Source organism: Mycobacteriales bacterium, assembly GCA_040902655.1.
Classification (GTDB): domain Bacteria; phylum Actinomycetota; class Actinomycetes; order Mycobacteriales; family SCTD01; genus SCTD01.
Window position 1 is genome coordinate 57,606 of the sequence record JBBDWV010000016.1, and the last position, 21,357, is coordinate 78,962.

General features: G+C 73.7%; 19 protein-coding genes. 6 read left to right on the top strand and 13 right to left on the bottom strand.

The window, feature by feature from the left end:
- Positions 1-2: 2 nt before the first annotated feature.
- From WD794_04255 to WD794_04265, 3 genes are read left to right on the top strand one after another with little or no spacing between them, the layout of a single operon-like run.
- Positions 3-1,190 (top strand): FAD-binding oxidoreductase, encoded by a 1,188-nt coding sequence (locus tag WD794_04255; protein MEX2289525.1) that lies wholly within the window; start codon positions 3-5, stop codon positions 1,188-1,190.
- Entirely contained in the window at positions 1,191-2,822 is a 1,632-nt protein-coding gene (gene glcF / locus WD794_04260) for a glycolate oxidase subunit GlcF (protein ID MEX2289526.1), read from the top strand.
- A 27-nt stretch (positions 2,823-2,849) separates the two neighbouring features.
- Positions 2,850-4,739, top strand: a complete 1,890-nt coding sequence (locus tag WD794_04265; GenBank protein ID MEX2289527.1) for an L-lactate permease — start codon at positions 2,850-2,852, stop codon at positions 4,737-4,739.
- A 10-nt stretch (positions 4,740-4,749) separates the two neighbouring features.
- On the opposite strand, the gene WD794_04270 is transcribed toward WD794_04265, so the two are convergent.
- The 7 genes from WD794_04270 to leuS form a co-directional block, all read right to left on the bottom strand.
- Positions 4,750-5,367: a lactate utilization protein C gene (locus tag WD794_04270; protein ID MEX2289528.1), complete on the bottom strand. Its 618-nt coding sequence runs from the start codon at positions 5,365-5,367 to the stop codon at positions 4,750-4,752.
- Entirely contained in the window at positions 5,364-6,848 is a 1,485-nt protein-coding gene (locus tag WD794_04275) for a LutB/LldF family L-lactate oxidation iron-sulfur protein (GenBank protein ID MEX2289529.1), read from the bottom strand. The genes WD794_04270 and WD794_04275 overlap by 4 nt, the downstream gene beginning before the upstream one ends.
- Complete coding sequence (locus WD794_04280; GenBank protein MEX2289530.1) at positions 6,845-7,582, bottom strand: (Fe-S)-binding protein; 738 nt, start codon at positions 7,580-7,582, stop codon at positions 6,845-6,847. Before WD794_04280 ends, WD794_04275 begins: the two co-directional genes overlap by 4 nt.
- Before the next feature lie 98 nt (positions 7,583-7,680).
- Positions 7,681-8,547 carry a ComEA family DNA-binding protein gene (locus WD794_04285; GenBank protein MEX2289531.1) on the bottom strand — a complete coding sequence of 289 codons (867 nt, stop codon included), beginning with the start codon at positions 8,545-8,547 and terminating at the stop codon, positions 7,681-7,683.
- 75 nt (positions 8,548-8,622) lie between these two features.
- Positions 8,623-9,198: a glycerol-3-phosphate acyltransferase gene (locus WD794_04290; protein MEX2289532.1), complete on the bottom strand. Its 576-nt coding sequence runs from the start codon at positions 9,196-9,198 to the stop codon at positions 8,623-8,625.
- A complete protein-coding gene (locus WD794_04295; protein ID MEX2289533.1) occupies positions 9,195-10,040 on the bottom strand; it encodes a DegV family protein in 846 nt (281 codons plus the stop codon). The genes WD794_04290 and WD794_04295 overlap by 4 nt, the downstream gene beginning before the upstream one ends.
- Positions 10,041-10,082: 42 nt before the next feature.
- The gene (gene leuS, locus WD794_04300; protein ID MEX2289534.1) at positions 10,083-12,593 is read right to left on the bottom strand and encodes a leucine--tRNA ligase; all 2,511 of its coding nucleotides are present in this window, start codon (positions 12,591-12,593) and stop codon (positions 10,083-10,085) included.
- A 144-nt stretch (positions 12,594-12,737) separates the two neighbouring features.
- Between leuS and WD794_04305 the strand changes: the two genes are divergently transcribed.
- From WD794_04305 to WD794_04315, 3 genes are all read left to right on the top strand, one after another.
- A complete protein-coding gene (locus WD794_04305; GenBank protein MEX2289535.1) occupies positions 12,738-13,802 on the top strand; it encodes a phosphatase PAP2 family protein in 1,065 nt (354 codons plus the stop codon).
- Positions 13,803-13,926: 124 nt separating this feature from the next.
- Positions 13,927-14,796, top strand: coding sequence for a Rieske 2Fe-2S domain-containing protein (locus tag WD794_04310; protein ID MEX2289536.1), 870 nt, complete (start codon positions 13,927-13,929; stop codon positions 14,794-14,796).
- 123 nt (positions 14,797-14,919) lie between these two features.
- Positions 14,920-15,093, top strand: coding sequence for a hypothetical protein (locus WD794_04315; GenBank protein MEX2289537.1), 174 nt, complete (start codon positions 14,920-14,922; stop codon positions 15,091-15,093).
- 30 nt (positions 15,094-15,123) lie between these two features.
- Here WD794_04315 and WD794_04320 read toward each other — a convergent pair whose 3' ends face one another.
- Genes WD794_04320 through WD794_04345 form a run of 6 tightly spaced genes read right to left on the bottom strand, consistent with a single transcriptional unit; the run spans position 15,124 to position 21,356 of the window.
- The gene (locus WD794_04320; protein ID MEX2289538.1) at positions 15,124-15,498 is read right to left on the bottom strand and encodes a hypothetical protein; all 375 of its coding nucleotides are present in this window, start codon (positions 15,496-15,498) and stop codon (positions 15,124-15,126) included.
- Positions 15,499-15,510: 12 nt separating this feature from the next.
- Positions 15,511-17,775, bottom strand: coding sequence for a carbamoyltransferase HypF (gene hypF / locus WD794_04325; GenBank protein ID MEX2289539.1), 2,265 nt, complete (start codon positions 17,773-17,775; stop codon positions 15,511-15,513).
- Between the two features lie 2 nt (positions 17,776-17,777).
- Positions 17,778-18,869, bottom strand: coding sequence for a hydrogenase expression/formation protein HypE (hypE, locus tag WD794_04330; protein ID MEX2289540.1), 1,092 nt, complete (start codon positions 18,867-18,869; stop codon positions 17,778-17,780).
- A complete protein-coding gene (gene hypD / locus WD794_04335) occupies positions 18,866-20,005 on the bottom strand; it encodes a hydrogenase formation protein HypD (protein MEX2289541.1) in 1,140 nt (379 codons plus the stop codon). Before hypD ends, hypE begins: the two co-directional genes overlap by 4 nt.
- Positions 20,002-20,646: an SIS domain-containing protein gene (locus WD794_04340; GenBank protein ID MEX2289542.1), complete on the bottom strand. Its 645-nt coding sequence runs from the start codon at positions 20,644-20,646 to the stop codon at positions 20,002-20,004. Before WD794_04340 ends, hypD begins: the two co-directional genes overlap by 4 nt.
- Entirely contained in the window at positions 20,643-21,356 is a 714-nt protein-coding gene (locus WD794_04345; protein MEX2289543.1) for a HypC/HybG/HupF family hydrogenase formation chaperone, read from the bottom strand. Before WD794_04345 ends, WD794_04340 begins: the two co-directional genes overlap by 4 nt.
- Position 21,357: the final 1 nt, after the last annotated feature.

The window sequence follows — 21,357 nt, forward strand, 5'->3', positions numbered from 1 at the left end:
CGATGACGACGGCCACCGTGGGGCGTCGCCCGGGCAGACCTGACGAGGCCGTCGGCGGAGTCGTGCCGCGTGAGGTGGTGTCACCGTCGACGGTGGCGGAGGTCGCCGAGGTGATGCGTGCGGCGGCCGCCGACCGGCTCACGGTCGTCCCGGCCGGTGGGCGCAGCAAGACGAGCTGGGCGGCGCCGCCGAGCTCGTGCGACCTGCTGCTCGACACGAGCCGGCTCGACCGGGTGGTCGAGCACGTGGCCGGTGACCTGGTGGTGGTCGCCGAGGCCGGTGTCCGTCTCGCGGACCTGCAGGCCCAGCTCGGCGCGGCCGGCCAGCTGCTCGGGCTCGACCCGCCGGAGCCGGGCGCGACGCTGGGCGGCATCGTCAGCGCGAACGCCTCCGGGCCGCGGCGACTGCGCTACGGCACCGCGCGCGACCTGCTCATCGGTGCGACGGTCGTGCTCGGAGACGGCACCGTCGCCTCCGCGGGGGGCAAAGTGGTGAAGAACGTCGCCGGCTACGACCTCGGCAAGCTCTACACCGGCGCCCACGGCACGCTCGGCGTCGTCGTGTCGACGACCTGGCGGCTGCACCCGGTCCCGGTCGCCCGCCGCGCGGTGGTGCTCGACCTTCCGGCAGCGTCCGCGGCCGGGCCGCTGGCGGTGCGGCTGTCCCGCTCCACGCTGACGCCGTCCGCGGTGGAGCTGGTCGGCACCGCGGGCGGCGCCGGGCAGCTGCTCGTGCTGTTCGAGTCGATCGCCGAGTCGGTTGCCGCGCAGGCGTCGGCCGCCGTCACCCTGCTCGGTGGCGGCTCCGAGGTCGAGGAGTTGCCGGCCACCTTCGGCCGGCGGCCCGGCAGCCCCGACGACGTCCTGCTCCGGCTGGCCTACCTCCCGACCGCCCTGCCGGAGGTGCTCGCGGCGCTCCCGCACGGGACGGCCGTGACCGCCTCCGCCGCGACGGGTGTGGCGTATGCCGCCCTCGCCTCGTCCGACGCGGTCGACGCCCTGCCGGCGCTGCGGGCGGCGCTCGCACGGCACGACGGGACCGCGGTCCTCCTGCGCGCACCGGAGCCGGTCCGCGGCAGGCTCGACCACTGGGGGCCCGTCGGTGACGCACTGGACCTCATGCGCAGGGTCAAGGAGCGGTTCGACCCCGAACGGCGGATGTCGCCGGGACGCTTCGTCGGAGGGCTGTAGATGACCGAGATCACCCCGGGCAGCGGGTCCGCCGGCGACTCCCCGCCGGCCGGTGCACCGGGCGCCTCCCGCAGCACCGAGCCGGTGCGCGGCTCGGTGGAGGACCTGCCTGCCGGCACACCTACCGGAGCGGGCCGCGCCACCGATCAGGCATCGGCGGAGGTGGTGGGCGCCCGCCGGCCGCTCGATCTCATGCAGAACGTCGAGCTGCCCGCCAGCACCGCCGTGGCCACGGTCGGGTCGCCGGTGCCGCTCGGACTGCCCGGCCTCGGAGACCCGCAGACGCCGGCCTTCGACGACCACCACCCGCCCGATGCCGCGCTGATCGGCGACTGCGTGCACTGCGGCTTCTGCCTGCCGACCTGCCCGACCTACGTGCTGTGGGGCGAGGAGATGGACAGCCCCCGGGGCCGCATCTACCTGATGAAGGAGGGCCTGGAGGGCGAGCCGCTCGACGCCTCGATGGTCCGCCACCTCGACCAGTGCCTGGGCTGCATGGCCTGCGTGACGGCCTGCCCGTCCGGCGTGCAGTACGACAAGCTCATCGAGAGCACCCGGGCCCAGCTCGAGCGCCGGGTCGAGCGGCCCCGCGCGGAGCGGCTGATGCGGGCGGCGATCTACGCGCTGTTCCCCTACCCGAAGCGGCTGCGGGCGCTGCGCGGCCCGCTGCGGGCCTACCAGGCCAGTGGGCTCGGCCGGCTGCTCGCGCGCAGCGGCCTGCTCGCGCGACTGCCGGAGAGCCTGCAGGCGATGGAGTCACTGGCCCCCAAGCTGGGGCGGATCGAGCGACTGCCGGTCCGCATCCCCGCCCGCGGCACGAAGCGGCGCACCGTGGGGCTGTTGACCGGCTGCGTGCAGGGCAGCTTCTTCCCCGATGTCAACGCCGCGACGGTGCGCGTGCTGGCCGCCGAAGGGTGCGAGGTCGTGGTGCCGCCGGGCCAGGGCTGCTGCGGCGCGCTGTCCGCGCACGCCGGCCGCGAGCAGGAGGCGATCGACTTCGCCAAGCGCGTCATCGAGACCTTCGAGGCGGCCGGCGTGGAGACCGTGGTGGTCAACGCCGCCGGCTGCGGCTCCAACATGAAGGAGTACGGCCACCAACTGCGCGACGAGCCCGGCTGGCCCGAGCGCGCCGAGGCGCTCGCCGGGACGGTCCGGGACGTGACCGAGCTGCTCGACGAGCTCGGGCCGGCCGCGCCGCGGCACCCGCTCCCGATGACGGTCGCCTACCAGGACGCCTGCCACCTGGCCCACGCGCAGGGTGTCCGGGACCAGCCGCGCCGGTTGCTCCGCGGCATCCCGGGGATCGAGCTGAAGGAGCTGGTGGAGGCCGAGATCTGCTGCGGCAGCGCGGGAACCTACAACCTGCTCAACCCCGGGCCGGCCCGTGAACTCGGCGAACGCAAGGCCGAGGCGGTGCTGTCCACCGGCGCCCAGGTCATGGTGACCGCCAACCCCGGCTGCTGGATGCAGGTCGCCACAACGCTGGCCCGGATGGGCACCCGGCTGCCCGTCGCCCACACCGTGCAGGTCCTCGACGCGTCCATCCGGGGCGTGCCGGTGGGCTCGCTGCTGTCCGCGGCCCTCGACGGGCCCGGCACCGCGCTGCCGCGCCCGGAGGCAGCACGCCACTGACCGAGTTCACGACCCGAGAGGCACGACATGGACAACCTCGCTGTGCTCAGCCTGCTGGCGTTGACGCCGATCGTGGTGGTGGGGGTGCTCCTCGCGGGCCTGCGGTGGCCGGCGAAATTCGCCATGCCGATCGGCTACGTCACGGTCGTGCTCGTCGCGCTGCTGGTGTGGGAGATGTCGCCCACCGCGGTGGCAGCCTCCACGGTGCAGGGCCTGCTGCTGGCCGCCACCCTGCTCTACATCGTCTTCGGGGCACTGCTGCTGCTCGAGACCCTCACCCGGAGCGGCGCGATGTCGACCATCCGCGCCGGCTTCACGAGCATCAGCCCCGACCGCCGGGTGCAGGCCATCATCGTCGGCTGGCTGTTCGGCAGCTTCATCGAGGGCGCCTCCGGCTTCGGCACACCTGCGGCCGTGGTCGCACCGCTGCTGCTCGCGCTGGGCTTCCCGGCCATGGCCGCTGTCATGGTCGGCCTGACCATCCAGAGCACGCCGGTGAGCTTCGGCGCGGTCGGCACGCCGATCCTCGTCGGGGTCAGCGGCGGGCTGAGTGGTGACGCCGCGGTCGACGAGCGGCTGTCGGTCCTGGGGGTCGACCTGCCGGGCTACCTCGACCAGGTCGCCCTGCAGGTGGCGCTGCTGCACGCCGGGGTCGGCACGCTCATCCCGCTGGCGCTGGCCTGCATGCTGACCGGCTTCTTCGGCTCGCGCCGGCGGTTCGCCGACGGCCTGGGCATCTGGCGCTTCGCGCTGTTCGCGGCCTTCGCGATGACGATCCCGTACGTGCTGGTCGCCGCGATCCTCGGCCCGGAGTTCCCGTCGCTGCTCGGCGGACTGACCGGGCTGGCCGTCGTCATGTTCGCGTCCAGCCGCGGCTTCCTCATGCCGAAGGACCCCTGGGACTTCCCGCCGCGGGAGCGCTGGGCACCGTCCTGGATGGGCAGCCTCTCGCCCAAGACCGAGGACGTCGCTGCCCGGAAGATGAACATCTGGCTGGCCTGGACGCCGTACATCGTCGTGGCAGGCCTGCTCATCCTGACGCGCACCGTGGACAGCGTGATGGAGTTCCTCATCACCGACTGGCGGATCGTCAACGTCGAGGGCATCTTCGGCACGACCGTCAGCCAGCCGCTGCAGCCGTTCTTCCTGCCCGGCTTCCTGTTCATCGTCACCTGCCTGATCACCTACGGGCTGCACCGGATGCGGCCGGCCGACATCGCCGCCACGTGGCGGGTGGCCGGCAGCCAGCTGGCCGGGGCAGCCGTCGCGCTGCTGTTCGCTCTCCCGCTGGTGCGGGTGTTCATCAACTCGGGCGAGGCCTTCAACGACTCCGACCTGGCCTCCATGCCGCTGACCCTCGCGCAGGGCGCAGCGACCGTCGCGGGCGGCGCCTGGCCGGCCTTCGCGCCGTGGATCGGCGCCCTGGGCGCGTTCGTCGCCGGGAGCAACACGGTGAGCAACCTGATGTTCTCGCTGTTCCAGTTCTCCACCGCCGAGCAGATCGGCGTCGTACCGGAGACGGTCGTCGCGACGCAGGCGGTCGGCGGTGCCGCCGGGAACATGATCACCGTGCACAACATCGTGGCGGCCTCGGCCACGGTCGGTCTGATCGGCCGCGAGGGTGACCTCATCCGCAAGACGGTGCTGCCGACGATCTACTACTGCCTGCTGGCAGGAGGGTTGTCCCTGGTGGCGATCTACGGCCTCGGGGTGAACCTCAGCACGCTGTGGCTGCTGGTCCTGCTGGGCGCGATCGCCGGGCTGATCGTCGGCATGCGGCGCTCGCCCGGACGGCCCAACCCCGAGCTGGTGGGCGCCGGCTCGGCCGGCCCGGACACCGGCGACGGCCGGCAGCACACCGACAGCGAGCACACCGACCTGGTGCCGGATCCGGGCAAGAACCCGGACCGCGACTGAGAACCGAGCCTCAGTCCTCCACGACCACCACTTCGAGCCGGCGGGGGCCGTGCACACCCTCGACCCGCTCCAGCTCGATGTCACTGGTCGCCGACGGCCCGCTGACAAAGGTCAGCGGGCGCAGCGGGTCCAGCCGCGCCAGCGCCTCCGGGACGGTGCCGACGATCTGCCCGACCGGCACGACGCAGACGTGCAGGTCAGGCACCAGCGTCACGGCGCGCCGGCCCTGGTCGGGCGAGCCGTCCAGCACCAGCGTGCCGGTCTCGGCGATCGCCACGGCGCAGGCCGTGACCACGGCCCCGGTCCGGTCCAGGGCCTGCACGTCCAGTGGCGGGTCGTCCACGACAGCCCCCGGGACCCAGTCGGCAGGAAGGCCCGGCGGCACGACCACCGACGGCGACCCGTGCTCGGCCAGTGCCGCCGCGACGGCCTGCGGAACGGCCTCACGGGAGGCCCGCCGCACGCCGGCACGGTAGTCACGCAGCCGGTCCTCCAGCAGCTCGACCAGCTCGGCAGCGCCGGGGAGGTGGTCGCCGGCGGGCCGGTAGTCCCGCGGCACCGACGGCACCTCGGGGTCGGCGCCGAGCGCGCTGCGCACCCGGGCCAGCACCTGTTCGCGGGCGCTCATCCGCGCTCCCGGGCCCACCAGTCGCGGAAGGTCTCCTCCGGCGGTACGGGCAGCTCACGGCTCGAGGTCCACCTCGCGAGGGGGAAGGGCAGGGCCGGCAGCCGCCCGGACCGGCGGGCCAGCAGCCGCCCGATGCGGCTGGCGCGCTGCGCGCGTACCCACCGCTTCGATCGGGCCATCGTCCAGGCCGCCGCGGCCATCGCCACCGCCTCGGCCGACGGGACCGGGTGCTCCTCGGCCCGCGCCTCGACGTGCTGCGCCCGGAGCTCGACCAGCAGCCGCGGGATGTCGATCTTGACGGGGCAGGCGTCGAAGCAGGCGCCGCAGAGGCTGGAGGCGTAGGGCAGCGAGGCGTTGTCCTGCACCCCGGTCAGCTGCGGCGACAGCACCGCGCCGATCGGTCCGGGATAGACCGAGCCGTACGCGTGTCCCCCGGTCCGCTCGTAGACCGGGCAGACGTTCAGGCAGGCCGAGCAGCGGATGCAGTGCAGCGCGGAGCGACCGACCTCGTCGGCGAGCGTCGCGCTGCGGCCGTTGTCCAGCAGCACCAGGTGCAGCTCCTGCGGGCCGTCGCCGGGAGTGACGCCGGTCCAGGTCGAGGTGTACGGGTTCATCCGCTCGCCGGTGGAGGAGCGCGGCAGCAGCTGCAGGAAGACCTCGAGGTCACGCCAGGTCGGCACCAGCTTCTCGATGCCCATCACCGTGATGAGCGTCTGCGGCAGCGTCAGGCACATCCGCCCGTTGCCCTCCGACTCCACCACCGCGAGAGTGCCGGTCTCCGCGACCGCGAAGTTGGCGCCGCTGACGGCGACCCGGGCGGACAGGAACTTCGCGCGCAGGTGCCGCCGCGAGAGGGCCGCCAGCTCGGCCGGGACATCGCTCAGGTCGGCCGGCACCTCGGTGCCCAGGCCAGGCATCTCGCGCCGGAAGATCTCGCGGATCTCGGCCCGGTTGCGGTGGATCGCCGGGACCAGGATGTGGCTGGGCCGGTCGCGACCCAGCTGGACGATCAGCTCGGCGAGGTCGGTCTCCCACGCGGCGATCCCGGCCGCCTCCAGGGCCTGGTTGAGCCCGATCTCCACGGTCGCCATCGACTTGACCTTCACCACCTCGTCGGCCCCGGTGGCCTGCACCAGCGAGGTGACGATCCGGTTGGCCTCGTGCGCGTCGCGGGCCCAGTGGACCGTCCCGCCGCGGGCGGTCACCTGCTCCTCCAGCTGCACGAGCAGCTCGGGCAGGCGGGCCATCGTGGCCGCCTTCAGGGCCGAGCCGGCATCACGCAGCTGCTCCCAGTCGGGCACCTCGTCGACCATCCGCTGGCGCTTGTCCCGGATGGTCCCGGTGGCCCGGCGGATGTTGGCCCGCAGCTGCGGGTCGGCGAGCGCCCGGCGGGCCGCAGCGGGGAACGGCTCCTGCTCGCGCAGCATGCCCACCCCGCGAGGAGCCCGCACGAGCGGCATGCCGAGGTGGACGGTGGTCATGCGGGCTGCTCGGTCGCGGCCAGGATCTCGGCCAGGTGGACGGTGCGCGTGCCGGACCGCAGCCGGGCGAGCCCCCCGCCGATGTGCATGAGGCAGGACGAGTCCCCGGCCGTGCAGGCCTCGGCACCGGTGGACAGCACGTGCCGCATCTTGTCGGCCAGCATGGCGGTGGAGGTGTCGGCGTTCTTGAGGGCGAAGGTACCGCCGAAGCCGCAGCACTGGTCGGCCTCCGGCAGCTCGACCAGGTCCAGGCCGCGCACGTGACGCAGCAGCCGCAGGAGCTTGTCGCCGACGCGCAGCAGCCGCAGCGAGTGGCAGGTCGGGTGGTAGGTGACGCGGTGCGGGTAGGCCGCCCCGACGTCCTCGACACCGAGCACGTCGACCAGCAGCTCGGACAGCTCGTAGATCCGCCCGGCCACCGCTTCCGCCCGCGCGGCCAGCCGGTCGTCACCTGCCCTGCGGGCCACCATGGCGTGCTGGTGACGGACGCTGCCGACACAGGACCCGGACGGCGCGACCACCACGTCGTACGGCTCGAAGACCTCCACGTGGTGACGCACCAGGGGCAGCGCGTCGCGCTGGTAACCGCTGTTGACGTGCATCTGCCCGCAGCAGGTCTGCCGGTCGGGAAAGACCACCTCGTGACCGAGCCGCTCGAGCAGCGTGACGGTGGCCCGTCCGACGTCGGGGTAGAGCGTGTCGACCAGGCAGGTGACCAACAGCGCGATCCTCACTCGCTGCTCCTCCCGCTGCGGCGGCCCCTCCGGTGCTGGCACGGTAACGCGGTACGACGCGCGCACGCGGCCGGGCCGGTCCCGCGGCGCACGAGCGTTCAGACGGTGACCTTCGCGCGCAGGTCCTCGTACTTCGCCTCGCCGATGCCGGTCACCTCACGCAGCTGGTCGACGCTGGCGTAGCGGCCGTTCTGGGTGCGCCAGTCGACGATGCGCTGGGCCAGCACCGGGCCGATGCCGGGCAGCGCGTCGAGATCGGAGGCGCTCGCCGCGTTGAGGTCGAGCAGGGCCCCGGCGGCGGCACCGCCCCCACCAGGAGGCGCGGCACCCGGGGGCGGCTCGACGCCGACCAGCACCTGCTCACCGTCGACCAACCTGCGGGCGAGGTTCAGCAGCCCGGCGTCGGAACCGGGCACGACGCCACCCGCCGCCCGTACCGCGTCGTCGACGCGACTACCGACCGGCAGCCGCACCAGCCCCGGCGAGCGGACCTTGCCCGCCACCGCGACCACCACCTCGCCATCCGGGTGGGCCGACGGCTCGACCGAGGTGCCCGGCAGCGGCACGCCGGCCGCCTCGACCACCGGCACGACCACCTCCTGCGGCCGCCCGCGCAGCACCACCGCTCCCGCCCCCGACGCCGCCAGCAGCGCCACGAGCAGCAGCGCCACGGTCCCGCGGCGGCCCGGGTCCAGCCGCCAGCGAGGGCCGTCGAGCAGGTGGGCCCCGGGAGGACGGGCCGCCCAGGACCGCTCGCCGCCGTCGAGCTGCTCGTCGGGCAGGTCGCCGGCCGGGTCCAGCTCGCGCAGGTCCCCGGCCGGGTCCGTGTCACGCAGGTCCCCGGCCGGGTCCGGAACGACGTCGTCCCCCTCGTCCGGAGGCAGCCAACCCCGATCGGTCTCGGGCAGCAGCGCTGCCACCCGGGCGGCAGCGGCCGAGCCGTCGGGGCGAGAGCGCAGCAGCACGTCCGGGACGGTAGGCAGCCCGGCGCCCCGACAGCCGCGGCCCGACCCATCTGTGGAGGACCGTGGGCCTGTGGATCAGGGCTCGACCCGGGGCACCCGGCGCGACTCGAGCCGGCGACGGACGTTCGGCTGGTGGCGGACCAGGATGATGGCGGCCAGCCCCGCAGCCCACAGCACGTCCACCCGGACGACCACCGCCACCAGCAGAACGGCCAAGGCGGCGCACACCGACGCCAGAGTCATCCAGCGGGAGGCGGCCAGCACGACCACCCAGACCAGCAGCACGACCGGCGCCCAGAGTGGATGCGAGCCGAGGATCGCGCCGGCCGCCGTCGCCACGCCTCTGCCGCCGCGCCCGCGCAGGAACGGCGAGGTCACGTGACCCAGCACCGCCGCCAGACCCGCGATCAGTCCCGCCCGGTGGTCGATCGCCCCGAATCCCGCCGCGGGCAACGCACCCTTGGCCACGTCGAGCAGCGCGACGACCATCCCCGTACGCCGTCCCAGGGCACGGCCGGCGTTGGTGGCGCCCGGGTTGCCGGAGCCGACGCTACGCAGGTCGACGCCGCGCCGGCTGGCGAGCAGGGTGGCAGGGGACACCGCCCCGACGGCGTAGCCGACGAGCAGCGCCAGGACCTCGGTGCCGCTCATCGGCGCGCGACGACCACTCCGAGCAGACCCGGCCCGACATGCGCCCCGACGACAGCGCCGACCTGCGAGACGTGGAGCTCGCCGACCTGCGGGATCCGCGCACGCAGGCGATCGGCCAGTGCTGCCGCCTTGTCGGCCGCAGCCAGGTGGTGCACCGCCAGGTCGACCGGTCCAGGACCGGCTCGTCCGACCGCGAGCTCCTCGAGCCGCGCCAGCGCCTTCGACGCCGTACGCACCTTCTCCAGCGGCGCGATCCGGCCGCCACTGACATGCAGCAGCGGCTTCACCGACAGCGCGGTCCCCAGCAGCGCCGCCGCCGCACCGATCCGGCCGCCCCGCCGCAGGTGCTCGAGAGTGTCCACGTAGAACAGCGTGTCGGTCCTGCCGGCGGTCCTGCGCGCGCTCGCCTCGACCTCGTCGACACCGGCGCCCCCCTGGGCCGCGCGAGCGGCGGCCAGCACCGAGAAGCCCAGCCCCATCGCGATGGACAGGCTGTCGACGACCCGTACCTCGATCCCCTCCGGCGCCACCTCGGCCGCGGCCACCGCCGCCGCGTCACAGGTCCCCGACAGCTCGGCGGACAGGTGCACCGACACCACACAGGCGGAGCCGGCGGCACGGTAGGCCGTCGCGAACTCGCCCGGCGTCGGCCGTGACGTCGACACCTGCAGCCGCCGCTCGGCCAGCGCCGAGGCGACGTCGCCGGGCGAGACCTGATCCCCCTCCGTACCGGTACGGCTGCCGAGCACGACGTGCAGCGGCACCACCCCGACGTCGTACTCCTCGGCCACGCCCTCCGGCAGGTAGGCCGTGCTGTCGGTGACCACCGCGACCGTGCTCATGAAGCGCAGGCTAGAGGCCGCGCGCAGGCTCCGGCGGCAGGGTCAGCTCGGCACCACGTTGACCAGCCTCGGCGCCCGCACGATCACCGTGCGGACCTCCCGGCCCTCGAGCGCCTTGACGACGCCGTCGGACGCGAGCGCCAGCGCGCGCAGGTCGTCCTCGGAGATGTCCGGCGCGACCTCCAGCCGGTCGCGCAGCTTGCCGGCGACCTGCACGACACAGGTCACGGACTGCTCGACCAGCAGCACCGGGTCGGCGGTCGGCCAGCGGGAGTCGTGCACCGAGTCCCCCGCCTCCACGTCGTGCCCCAGCCGCGACCACACCTCCTCGGCGGTGTAGGGCGCGAAGCAGCCGAGCATCACCGCGAGCGCCTCGGCACCGTCCCGCAGCGAGGCCACGGCCGGCGTCGGCGTATCCGCCGCCTTGCGCAGCGCGTTGGTCAGCTCCATCAGCCGGGCGATGCAGACGTTGAGCCGCTGCGCCTCCACGAGCCGGGTCACCTCGTCGACGGTCCGGGCCACCACCCGGTCGACCGCCTCGTCGCGACCGCCGCCGCTCAGCAGCGCCACGTCCTCGGCGAGCCGCGCCACCCGGGCCAGGTACTTCACCGAGCCGGACGGCGACACGTCGGCCCAGTCGATGTCGTCCTCCGGCGGGCCGGCGAACACGACCGTCAGGCGCACCGCGTCCACGCCGTACGTCGTCAGCTCCTGGCCCAGGTCGACACCGTTGCCGAGCGACTTGCTCATGGCCTTGCCCTGGTTGATGACCTGCCCCTGGTTCATCAGCGCAGCGAACGGCTCCACGCCGTCGACCATGCCCATGTCGTGCAGCACCTTCATGAAGAAGCGGCTGTAGAGCAGGTGCAGGATCGCGTGCTCGACCCCGCCGACGTACTGCGCGACCGGCATCCACTCGCGCACGGCCGCCGGGTCGAATGGGCCGTCCTGGTGATCCGGTGAGCAGTAGCGCAGGTAGTACCAGGAGGAGTCGACGAAGGTGTCCATCGTGTCGGTGTCACGCCGGGCCGCACCGCCGCACGACGGGCACGGCACGTTCACCCACTCCTCGGCCGCCCCCAATGGCGAGGTGCCGGCCGGCTTGAGCGCCGCGCCGCGCAGGTCGGGAAGCCGCACCGGCAGCTGGTCGTCCGGCACCGGCACCTCGCCGCACGCCTGGCAGTGCACGATCGGGATCGGCGTCCCCCAGAACCGCTGCCGCGACAGCAGCCAGTCGCGCAGCCGGTAGTTGACGGCTCCCCTGCCACCGCCGCGCGCCTCGAGGTCGGCGACGATCCGCGCGATCGCCTCGTCCTTGCGCAGCCCGTCGTACGGGCCGCTGTTCACCAGCACGCCGTCACCCACGGTCGCGACTCCGGTCGCAGCCGGATCCGCGTCGCCGGTGTCGACGACGACCCGCACCGGCAGCCCGAAGGCGCGGGCGAAGTCGAGGTCGCGCTGGTCGTGTGCAGGCACCGCCATGATGGCGCCGGTGCCGTAGTCGGCCAGCACGTAGTCCGCCGCGTACACCGGGATCTGCTCGCCGGTCACCGGGTTCAGGGCGGTCACACCGAGGTCGACGCCGGTCTTGGGCCGGTCGGTGGACTGCCGGTCGATGTCGGAGAGCGTGCGGACCTGCTCGCGGTAGGCCTCCAGCGCCTCCCGCTGCGCCGGCGCGCACAGCTCCAGCGCCAGCGGCGCGTCGGCCGCGACGACGAAGAAGGTCGCGCCGTACAGCGTGTCCGGTCGGGTGGTGAACACGGTCACGCTCGTGTCGCCGGCTGCGCCCTCCCGGTCGGCCCGACCGACCAGGAACTCCACGTGGGCGCCCTGCGACCGGCCGATCCAGTTCTTCTGCATCAGCAGCACGCGCTCCGGCCAGGAACCGCGCAGCGACTCCATGTCCGCCAGCAGCCGGTCGGCGTACTCGGTGACCTTGAAGAACCACTGGGTCAGCTCGCGCTTGGTGACCTGCGCGCCGCACCGCTCGCAGGCCCCCTGCACCACCTGCTCGTTGGCGAGCACCGTCTGGTCCACCGGGCACCAGTTCACCGCCGAGGACTTCCGGTACGCCAGGCCGCGCTCGCGGAAACGCAGGAACAGCCACTGCGTCCAGCGGTAGTACTCCGGGTCGCTGGTGTGCAGCCGGCGCGACCAGTCGAAGGAGATCGCGTACCGCCGGAACGACGCCGCCTGCGTCTCGATGTTGCCGTACGTGTAGGTGGCCGGGTGCTCGTCCCGCTTGATGGCGGCGTTCTCGGCGGGCAGGCCGAAGGAGTCCCAGCCGATCGGGTGCAGCACGTCGAAGCCGCGGCGCATCCAGTAGCGCGCCAATACGTCGCACAGGCCGTAGGCCTCCGCGTGACCCATGTGCAGGTCGCCGCTCGGGTAGGGGAACATGTCGAGCACGTACTTCTTGGGCGCGGCTGTCCCCGCCTTCTCGGCCATCCGGCCGGCGCGGTAGAGGTCGAGGCGGTCCCACACCGGCAGCCAGCGGTCCTGTACGGCGTGCGGGTCGTACGCCTGGCGTTCGGGCGCCGTCTCGGTCGTCATGTGCGCCGATCCTACGCGGCGCCGGTCAGGCCTTCTTGATCCACGGGGAGTTCGAGGCGGTTGTCGCACCTGGATCCACCTCGAGATGCGCGTGGATCACCGGGGGAAGCGCCGCCCGTAGGCTCGAGCACGACAGGAGGACGCGTGACGGACACGGGCGGGTCCGCGGGGCGGCTGCGGGTGCTCTCCCCGTGGCAGGCGATCTCGCCGCAGGCGAAGGCGCGCCGCAGGACGTGGTTCCTCGGCGTCGGCGCGCTGTTCGTCCTGGTCTCGCTGCCGTTCGGTTTCCCGACCGGCCGTGAGGTGGTCACCGGCTGGGTGCTGCTCCTGCTGCTGGCCGCCTGTGGCGGCGAGTGGCCGATCTGGCGCCGGTCGGTCGCCCGGGACTGGCTGCCGCTGATCGGCGTGCTGTTCCTCTACGACCTGCTGCGCGGCGTCGCCGACGAGGTCGGCGGCCGGCTGGTCGACCTGCCCGCGCTGCAGAACGGCAAGGCGGGCGCTGCGGGCACCGATCATGCCCACGTGCTGCCGCAGTTGCGGGCCGACGAGGTGCTGTTCGGCTGGCTGACCGGAGGCCCCGTGCCGACCGTCTGGCTGCAGGACCGGCTGCACGTCGCGGGTGATGTCCGGTGGTACGACGTGCTGATCGTCCCGGTCTACATGTCGCACTTCGTCGTGCCGATGGCATTGGCCGTCGCGCTGTGGGTCACCCGTTACCACCTGTTCCGCCGCTACGTGTGGACCCTGGTCGCGCTGACGCTGATCACCCTGGCGACCTACGTGGTGTTCCCGGCCGCTCCGCCGTGGATGGCCGGGCTCAACGGCTACCTGCCGGAGGTCGCGCGGGTGGTGGGCGACACGCTGCGGGCGACCGGCATCGGGGAGGTCCGCAACGCCGTGGCGCGCGGCGAGGCGTACGCCAACGGCGTCGCGGCCATCCCCTCGCTGCACTCGGGCGTGCCGGTCATGGTGCTGCTGTTCAGCTGGCGGCTCGTCCGAGTCCGCACCCGCGTGCTGCTGGTCCTGTACGTCCTCGCCATGACCTTCACGCTGACCTACGCCGGCGAGCACTACGTCGTCGACGCCTTCGTCGGCTGGGGCTACGCCGCGGTCGCCGTCCACGGCGTCGCCTGGCTGTTCCGCCGCAGGCAGGTGCCGGTGACCGCCGACGACGCCGAGGTGCTCGACGCGCTGGTCCCGCGGGCCTGACACCGAGCGGCCGGCGCCGGCGCCGGCTCGCCCAGCGACACGGGCCCCTCGGGAGCGTGCGGAGGAGTTTGCGGGCCGGCCGCGGGGGCCACGTCCTGTGGTGGGACGACCCCGAGGAGGCACCGTGTTCTGGTCGACGCTGACCGGCAGGCTCGAGCAGGCCAAGGTTCTGGACCCGGTGGTCGAAAGCGTCGCGGGCGTCGTGCACGCGGCGCTCCCCCGCGGCCGGGTCAAGGACGCGCTGCACGGCACCTGGCTGGGCCACCAGCTGCACCCGCTGCTCATCGCCGGCCCGATCGGCCTGTGGTCCGGCGCCGTGCTGCTCGACCTGACCGCCGGTGAGGGCGGGCGCGACGCCGCCCGCCGGCTGGTCGGGGCGGGTGTGCTGGCCGTCGCGCCCACCGCCGCCTCCGGGCTGGCGGACTGGTCCGAGCTGGGCAGCGCCAAGCGGCCCAAGCGGGTCGGCCTCGTCCACGCGGCGGCCAACACCGCCACCACGGTGCTGTACGCCGCCAGCTGGCTGGCGCGGCGCCGGGGCGACCACGCCGCGGGCCGCCGGCTCGCGCTGGCCGGCACGGCCGGCCTGGTTGTCGGCGGCTATCTGGGCGGCCACCTGTCCTACGCGCAGGGCGTGGGGGTCAACCGCAACGCCGACGAGCAGGTCGAGCCGCGCGACTGGACGGACGCCGCGGCGGCGGCCGACCTCGTCGACGGTCGTCCGTACCGCGTCGAGGTGCAGGGTCAGCAGGTCGTGCTGGTCCGCTCCGGCGGCCGGCTGCACGCCCTCGGCGCGACGTGCGGCCACTGGGGTGCACCGCTCGAGGACGGCACCTTGGTCCAGGCGGGCGGTGACACCTGCCTCGAGTGCCCCTGGCACGGCAGCCGCTTCCGGCTCGCGGACGGCAGCGTCGCTCGGGGGCCCGCCACCTCACCGCAACGGTCGTACGACGTGGCGACCGTCGGCGAGCGCATCCAGGTCCGGGTCCACTCGTAGCCCCCCGGGCTGATGAGCCTGCTGCGGCCCTGCTCCTCGCGGCGGCCGCCGGCGTACCCGCCGGGAATGCCGCCGGCCGACCGCGTTGTTGCACCGACAACTTGACCTCGACGGAGAGACACCATGACCCACGACGGCACCGACATCCTCGACCCGGCGACGGGTCTGACCCCGGCGAACCTGCGCGCCGCGGCGCTCACGGCCTGCAACTACGCCACCGACGCCGAGGACGCGCGCTACCTGCTGGAGGCCCTCGGACTTCTTCAGGACCTGCGCCCGGACGCCCTGGCGAGCTAGTGCGGGCCTGTCGCCTCCAACCGAGGTGGCTCAGCCGCCGAGCTCCTCGATCAGCTGGCTGACCGCACGCAGCAGTTCGCCGTGGTCCGGCTCGTCGGCGTGCGGGTCACGCTGCCCGGCGGCGAAGGCCTCGGCAGCCACCGCGGCGGTGACGGCGGCGAACGCAGTGAACTGCCGGCCGACGACCTCCAGCATCACCGTCAGCGCCGGGACCGACTCCTCGCGTACGTGGCCGATGCCGCCGACCACGCGGGCCAGCAGGTCGTTCAGCGCCACCCCCGAGACGGCCCGCAGGCCGTCAGCGCCGGCATCGGCGTACATCGCCGTCAGCAGCGCGAGGGCAGCGCGGCGCGCGGCGGCGTCCTGCTCGGGGTCCGGCACCAGCTCGATCGAGATGTCCACCACGCCTGAAGCGTCTCAGGCCGGCGTCGCGGCCGCGACGGCAGCCTGACCGACGCTGATCGACCCGTCGTTGGGCGACAGCTGCTCGTGCTGCAGGACCCGCAGCCCGGCGCTGCGCAGCCGGGTGGCCAGCAGGTCGCTCAGCAGGACGTTCTGGAAGACGCCCCCGCTCAGGGCCACGGTGTCGACACCGGCCTGCGCGGCCTGCGCGACGGCCAGCGCGGCGGCACCCTCGGCCAGGCCGCGGTGGAATCCGGCAGCCATCACCTCCACCGGGAGACCTCGCCGCCGGTCCCCGAGCAGCGCGGCGAGCATCGGCGCCGGGTCGAGCGTGGCGTCGCGGATGTCGAACTCGTACTGCGGCACCGATCCCGGATCGGCTGTCCGCGCCACCGCCTCGAGGTCGACCGCAGCCTGTCCTTCATACGTCACGCAGGTACGCAGCCCCAGCAGGGCCGCGACCGCGTCGAAGAGCCGGCCCGCGCTCGAGGTCTCCGGTGCGCGACCGGACGCCACCACCGACAGGACGGATGCCCACCGCTCGTCCAGGCGCGGGCCGTGCTCGGCGGCGACGTCGGCTCCCAGGCTGCGGTGCAGCCATGCCAGCGCCATCCGCCACGGCTCGCGGACGGCCGCATCACCGCCCGGCAACGCGACGGTGGCGAGATGGCCGACCCGGGTGAAACCGGTCAGGTCGGCGAGCAGGAACTCCCCGCCCCACAGCGTCCCGTCGGTCCCCAGACCCACGCCGTCGAAAGCGATCCCGAGGACAGGCGAGATCACCCCGTGCTCGGTCAGGCAGGCCGCGATGTGCGCGTGGTGGTGCTGCACGCCCAGCAGCGGCAACCCGCTCTCGGCGGCCCAGGCCGTCGACCGGTAGTCCGGGTGCAGGTCGTGCGCGACCACCGCCGGCAGCACCCCGCTGAGCGAGACGAGGTGCTCGACGGCGGCGACGAAGGCGGTGTACGCAGCCCACTCGTCGAGGTCACCCAGGTGCTGGCTGAGCACGAGCGAGCGGCCGCGCGCGAGCGCGACGGTGTTCTTGAGCTGGGCCCCCACCGCGAGCACGGGGCGGGCAGCCTCGACCGGCAGGCGTAGCGGCTGCGGGACCCAGCCCCGCGCGCGCCGCACCATCTGCACCCGCTCGCCCGGCAGGCTGCGCAGGATCGAGTCGTCGACCCGGACGTGGATCTCCCGGTCGTGCGACAGCAGCCCGTCGGTCATCGGGCCGAGCCGGTCGTGGGCCTCGTCGTCGCGGTGGACGACCGGCTCGTCGCTCTGGTTCCCGCTCGTCATGACCAGCGGCCGCCGGGCGGCGCCGAGCAGCAGCTCGTGGAGCGGGCTGGAGGGCAGCATCACGCCCAGGTCGGGCAGCCCGGGAGCCACCGCCGCCGCGAGACCGGCCGCCGGAATACGGGGCGCGAGGACGATCGGGCGCCGCGAGGACACCAGGGCCGCCCGGGCCACGGCGTCCAACCGGCACAGTTGCTGCGCGCCGGCCAGGTCGCCGACCATGACCGCGAACGGCTTCTCGTCCCGCCGCTTGCGCTGCCGCAGCGCCTGCACCGCGGCCTCGTCGGTGGCGTCGCAGGCCAGGTGGTAGCCGCCGATGCCCTTCACCGCGACGATGCCGCCGCCGGTCAGGCAGGCCACGGCGGCATCCAGCGCAGCCGGTCCGTCCAGCTCCGCTCCGCCGCTGGACCAGGTCAGCCGCGGCCCGCAGACGGGGCAGGCGTTCGGCTGGGCATGGAAGCGCCGGTCCGCCGGGTCGTCGTACTCCGCCTGGCACCGGGCGCACATCGCGAAGGACGCCATCGTGGTCGCCGGGCGGTCGTACGGGACCGACCGGACGATCGTGTAGCGCGGGCCGCAGTCGGTGCAGTTGGTGAAGGGATAGCCGAAGCGCCGGTCGGCCGGATCGGCCAACTCCGCCAGACAGGCCGCGCAGGGCGCGACGTCGGCGCTGACCCGCACGTCGGTCGCGTCCCCCGGCGTGCTGGCGACGATGGTGAAACCGGTCCCGCCCTGTGGGGGGAGCACGGCGGCGTCGACGGCCTCGACGGCGGCCAGTGCAGGCGGATCGGTCTCCAGCGCGCGCTGCAGCAGGTCCAGCGCCGCGGCCGGACCCTCGACCTCCAGAACGACGCCCTGTCCGTCGTTGCCGACCCACCCGGCCAGGCCGAGCTCGACCGCCCGCCGGTAGACGAACGGGCGGAAACCGACACCCTGCACCGTGCCCCGGACAGAAAGGCGCCGACGCTCGACGGCGGGCAGGGGCACGGTCAGCAGATGCGCGGGAGCGGGTCGCCGACGAGCATGTCGACGATCCGGGTGCCACCGAAGGCGGTCTCCAGCAGCACGATCCGTTCCGGCTCCGCCGCGATCCGGCCGATGACGGCAGCGTCGGCGCCCAGCGGGTGCTGCCGCATCGCGGCCACCGCGGCCTGCGCCTGGTCGGCCGGCACGACGGCGACGAGCTTGCCTTCGTTCGCGACATAGAGCGGGTCGATCCCGAGCAGGTCGCAGGCGCCGACCACCGGGCGGCGCAGCGGCAGGGCGGCCTCCTGAAGCACCACCGCGACCTCGGCATCGGCCGCCAGCTCGTTGCACACCGTCCCGACACCGCCCCGGGTGGGGTCTCGTAGCCAGCGGGTGTCCGGCGCTGCGGCCAGCAGGAGCTCGACCAGCTCACCGAGTGGCGCCGTGTCGGACTCGACGTCGGCCTCGAGGTCGAGGTCCCCGCGCGCGAGCATGACCGCGACCCCGTGGTCGGCGAGCGTCCCGCTCACCAACACCGCGTCACCCGGGCGCACCAGCTGCGCGCCCAGCTGGCGCTCCGCCGGGATCATCCCCACACCGGCCGTGGTGATGTAGAGGCCGTCGGCAGCACCGGTGTCCACCACCTTGGTGTCACCGGTGACGATCGTGACGCCGGCCTTCGCCGCGGCCTCCGCCATGTCCGCGACGATCGCCTTGAGCTCCTCGACCGGGAAGCCCTCCTCGATCACGAACGCCGCCGACAGCCACATCGGGCGGGCACCGCACATCGCCAGGTCGTTGACCGTCCCGTGCACGGCCAGATGGCCGATCGAGCCGCCGGGGAACCGGCGGGGCTTCACGACGTAGGAGTCGGTGGAGAACGCCATGCGGTCCCCGGACGGCGTCACGAGCAGCGCCCCGTCGCCCAGCTGCTCGAGCTGCTCGTTGCGAAACGCCTCGAGGAAGACCGCGTCGATCAGGGCCGCGGACGCCTTTCCCCCGGCGCCGTGCGCGAGCGTGACGACATCGTCGGTCAACCGAGGGCGGCGCCGACGGAAGGACTCGACCCGCTCGAGCACCAGCTCCTGGCGGCCGTCCGCGGTCGGCGCCGTCACACCGCCGCCGCGGCGAGACCCGCGGCCGTGCTGTGCAACCGGCCGAAGGTGTAGTAGGCCGCGCAGGCGCCCTCGGAGGAGACCATGCAGGTGCCGATGGGTGTCTCGGGCGTGCACGCCGTGCCGAAGACCTTGCACTCCCAGGGCTTGATGACGCCCTTGAGCACCTCACCGCACTGGCAGGACTTCGGGTCGGCCACCCGCACGCCGGGCACCTCGAACAGCCGCTCCGCGTCGTACGCCGCAAAGTCGTCGTTCAGAGCCAGCGCGCTCTGGGCGATGAAGCCCAGGCCGCGCCACTCGAAGTGCGGCCGCAGGGTGAAGACCTGCTCCAGGATCCGGAGCGCAATCGGGTTGCCCTCATCGGTGACGACCCGGTTGTACTGATTCTCCACCTCACACCGGCCGTCGGCGTACTGCTGCAGCAGCATGACTACGGCCTGCAGGATGTCGAGCGGTTCGAAACCGGCGGTGACCAGCGGCAGGCCGTACCGCTGCGGGACGAAGTCGTACGGCCGGTTGCCGATCACGGTACTGACGTGGCCCGGGCCGAGGAAGCCGTCCAGGCGCAGGTCCGGCGAGTTCAGAATGGCCTTGAGCGGCGGCACGATCGTCACGTGGTTGGAGAAGACGCTGAAGTTCTGCACTCCCAGCTCGCGCGCCCGCAGCAACGTCACAGCGGTCGACGGCGCAGTCGTCTCGAAGCCGACGGCGAAGAACACCACCTGCTTGTCCGGGTTGGCCAGGGCCAGCTTCAGCGCGTCGAGCGGGCTGTAGACCATGCGCACGTCGGCGCCGCGGGCCTTGGCCTCGAGCAGGCTGGAGGTGCTACCGGGCACTCGCAGCATGTCGCCGAAGGACGTGAAGATCATGTCGGGTCGCTCGGCCAGCGCGATCGCGTCGTCCACGCGCCCCATCGGGATCACGCAGACCGGACAGCCGGGCCCGTGCACCAGCTCCACGGTGTCGGGGAGCAGCTGCTCGATGCCGTGTCGGTAGATGGTGTGCGTATGACCGCCGCACACCTCCATGAAGGCGTACGGCACGCCGCCTCGGCCGCCCTCGGCCAGCTCGGTGATGCGGCGGACCGCGACGCGCGCGGCCGCAGGATCGCGGTACTCGTCGACGTACTTCACAGGCCCTCCTGGGGCTCGAGACGATCCTGGACTCGCTGCCAGAGCGCATGGGCGAGCGCCGACTGCGCCTCCTGCGTCCGGTGCACACTCTGCCCCTCGACAGCGAGACAGTGCTGGAGATCGGCGCAGGTACCCATGGCCCCGCCGCCGTAGCCGGCCAGCCCGACGGTCAGCATCCCGGCTCGACGGGCCTGTGCGAAGGCGCGCAGCACGTTCGCAGACCCGCCGCTGGTGGACAGCCCCAGCGCGATGTCGCCGGCCCGGCCGTGCGCCATGAGCTGGCGGGCGAACACCACCTCGACGCCGACGTCGTTGGACAATGCCGTCAGCACCGCCGGGTCGGCCGCCAGGGACCGCGCGGGCAGCGACCGGCCGGTCGTCGGGGAGACGAACAGCGCCGACATGCCCGCGGCGTCGGTGGCCGAGCCGCCGTTGCCGAAGCAGAACAGTCGCCCGCCGGCGGCGAAGGCCGCGGCCATGGCGTCCGCAGCGGCGTCGAGCACCGGTCCCAGCTCGACCACGGTACGGATGCGTGCCTGCGCGCTCTCCAGCGTCTTGGCCTGCGCCGAACGGGCGAGGTCGGCGAGCAGGGCCGTGGCGTCACGCTCGTCCGTGTCGAGCATCGGGTACAGGAAGCTCATGACGGGCCCGCCAGGCTGGTGATGGCCATGCCGGCGTGCACCACGAGCAGGTCATCGGGTGCTGCCGCTCCCACGAGCGAGAGGTCGACGTCCTCGAGCCCGTCGGCGGTGCGCACCCGCGCCGTGGAGCCCGACGCACTGACGACTTCCGCGAGGCGCCCTTCGTCGGAGCAGGTGATGCACACCGGGCCGTCGCAGTCGGCGGGCGGCACGAGCAGCCCCGCATGCTCGAGGCAGACGTGGGACAGCTCCCACAGCAGGTGATAGAGCAGGATGAAGCTGCCGTCGTGGGCGGCCGTCTGGTCGTCGGGCAGCCACAGGACGTGGTCGGCCGCGCCCGCCTCCGGTCGCTCTCCCGCGCCGATCCACAGCGTGGCCGCACCCCAGACCGGGGCCCGGCGGACGAGCTCGCGGGCCACCGGGTCCTGCGCCGTGGCGATGACCAGGAGCACGTCGCCGCTGCTCAGGTTGGCGCGCGCGGTCGGGATCAGCTGGTGCGACGAGAGCGCCACCGAGGCCAGCGCCGGCTTGCCGACGATGACCGGGTGCACGAACTCCACCGCGACGTGCTGCGCGTGGTGCGGCCAGGCCGGTGACGCGCACCAGAGGGTGCCGCCCGCCGACAGCCGCCGCGCGAGCGCGAGCGAGGCCGCCGCGAGATCGTCGGCGAGGCCGCCCGACAGCCCGGTGGCGACGGCAGCCTCGGCCACA

Bases quoted from the DNA above. Each gene is read 5' to 3' on its own strand.
- WD794_04255 (MEX2289525.1), top strand. From the start codon at position 3: ATGACGACGGCCACCGTGGGGCGTCGCCCGGGCAGACCTGACGAGGCC.
- leuS (MEX2289534.1), bottom strand. From the start codon at position 12,593: ATGACGACCGAGACGGCGCCCGAACGCCAGGCGTACGACCCGCACGCC.
- WD794_04315 (MEX2289537.1), top strand. From the start codon at position 14,920: ATGACCCACGACGGCACCGACATCCTCGACCCGGCGACGGGTCTGACC.
- glcF (MEX2289526.1), top strand. From the start codon at position 1,191: ATGACCGAGATCACCCCGGGCAGCGGGTCCGCCGGCGACTCCCCGCCG.
- WD794_04295 (MEX2289533.1), bottom strand. From the start codon at position 10,040: ATGAGCACGGTCGCGGTGGTCACCGACAGCACGGCCTACCTGCCGGAG.
- WD794_04340 (MEX2289542.1), bottom strand. From the start codon at position 20,646: ATGAGCTTCCTGTACCCGATGCTCGACACGGACGAGCGTGACGCCACG.
- WD794_04265 (MEX2289527.1), top strand. From the start codon at position 2,850: ATGGACAACCTCGCTGTGCTCAGCCTGCTGGCGTTGACGCCGATCGTG.
- WD794_04270 (MEX2289528.1), bottom strand. From the start codon at position 5,367: ATGAGCGCCCGCGAACAGGTGCTGGCCCGGGTGCGCAGCGCGCTCGGC.
- WD794_04290 (MEX2289532.1), bottom strand. From the start codon at position 9,198: ATGAGCGGCACCGAGGTCCTGGCGCTGCTCGTCGGCTACGCCGTCGGG.
- WD794_04275 (MEX2289529.1), bottom strand. From the start codon at position 6,848: ATGACCACCGTCCACCTCGGCATGCCGCTCGTGCGGGCTCCTCGCGGG.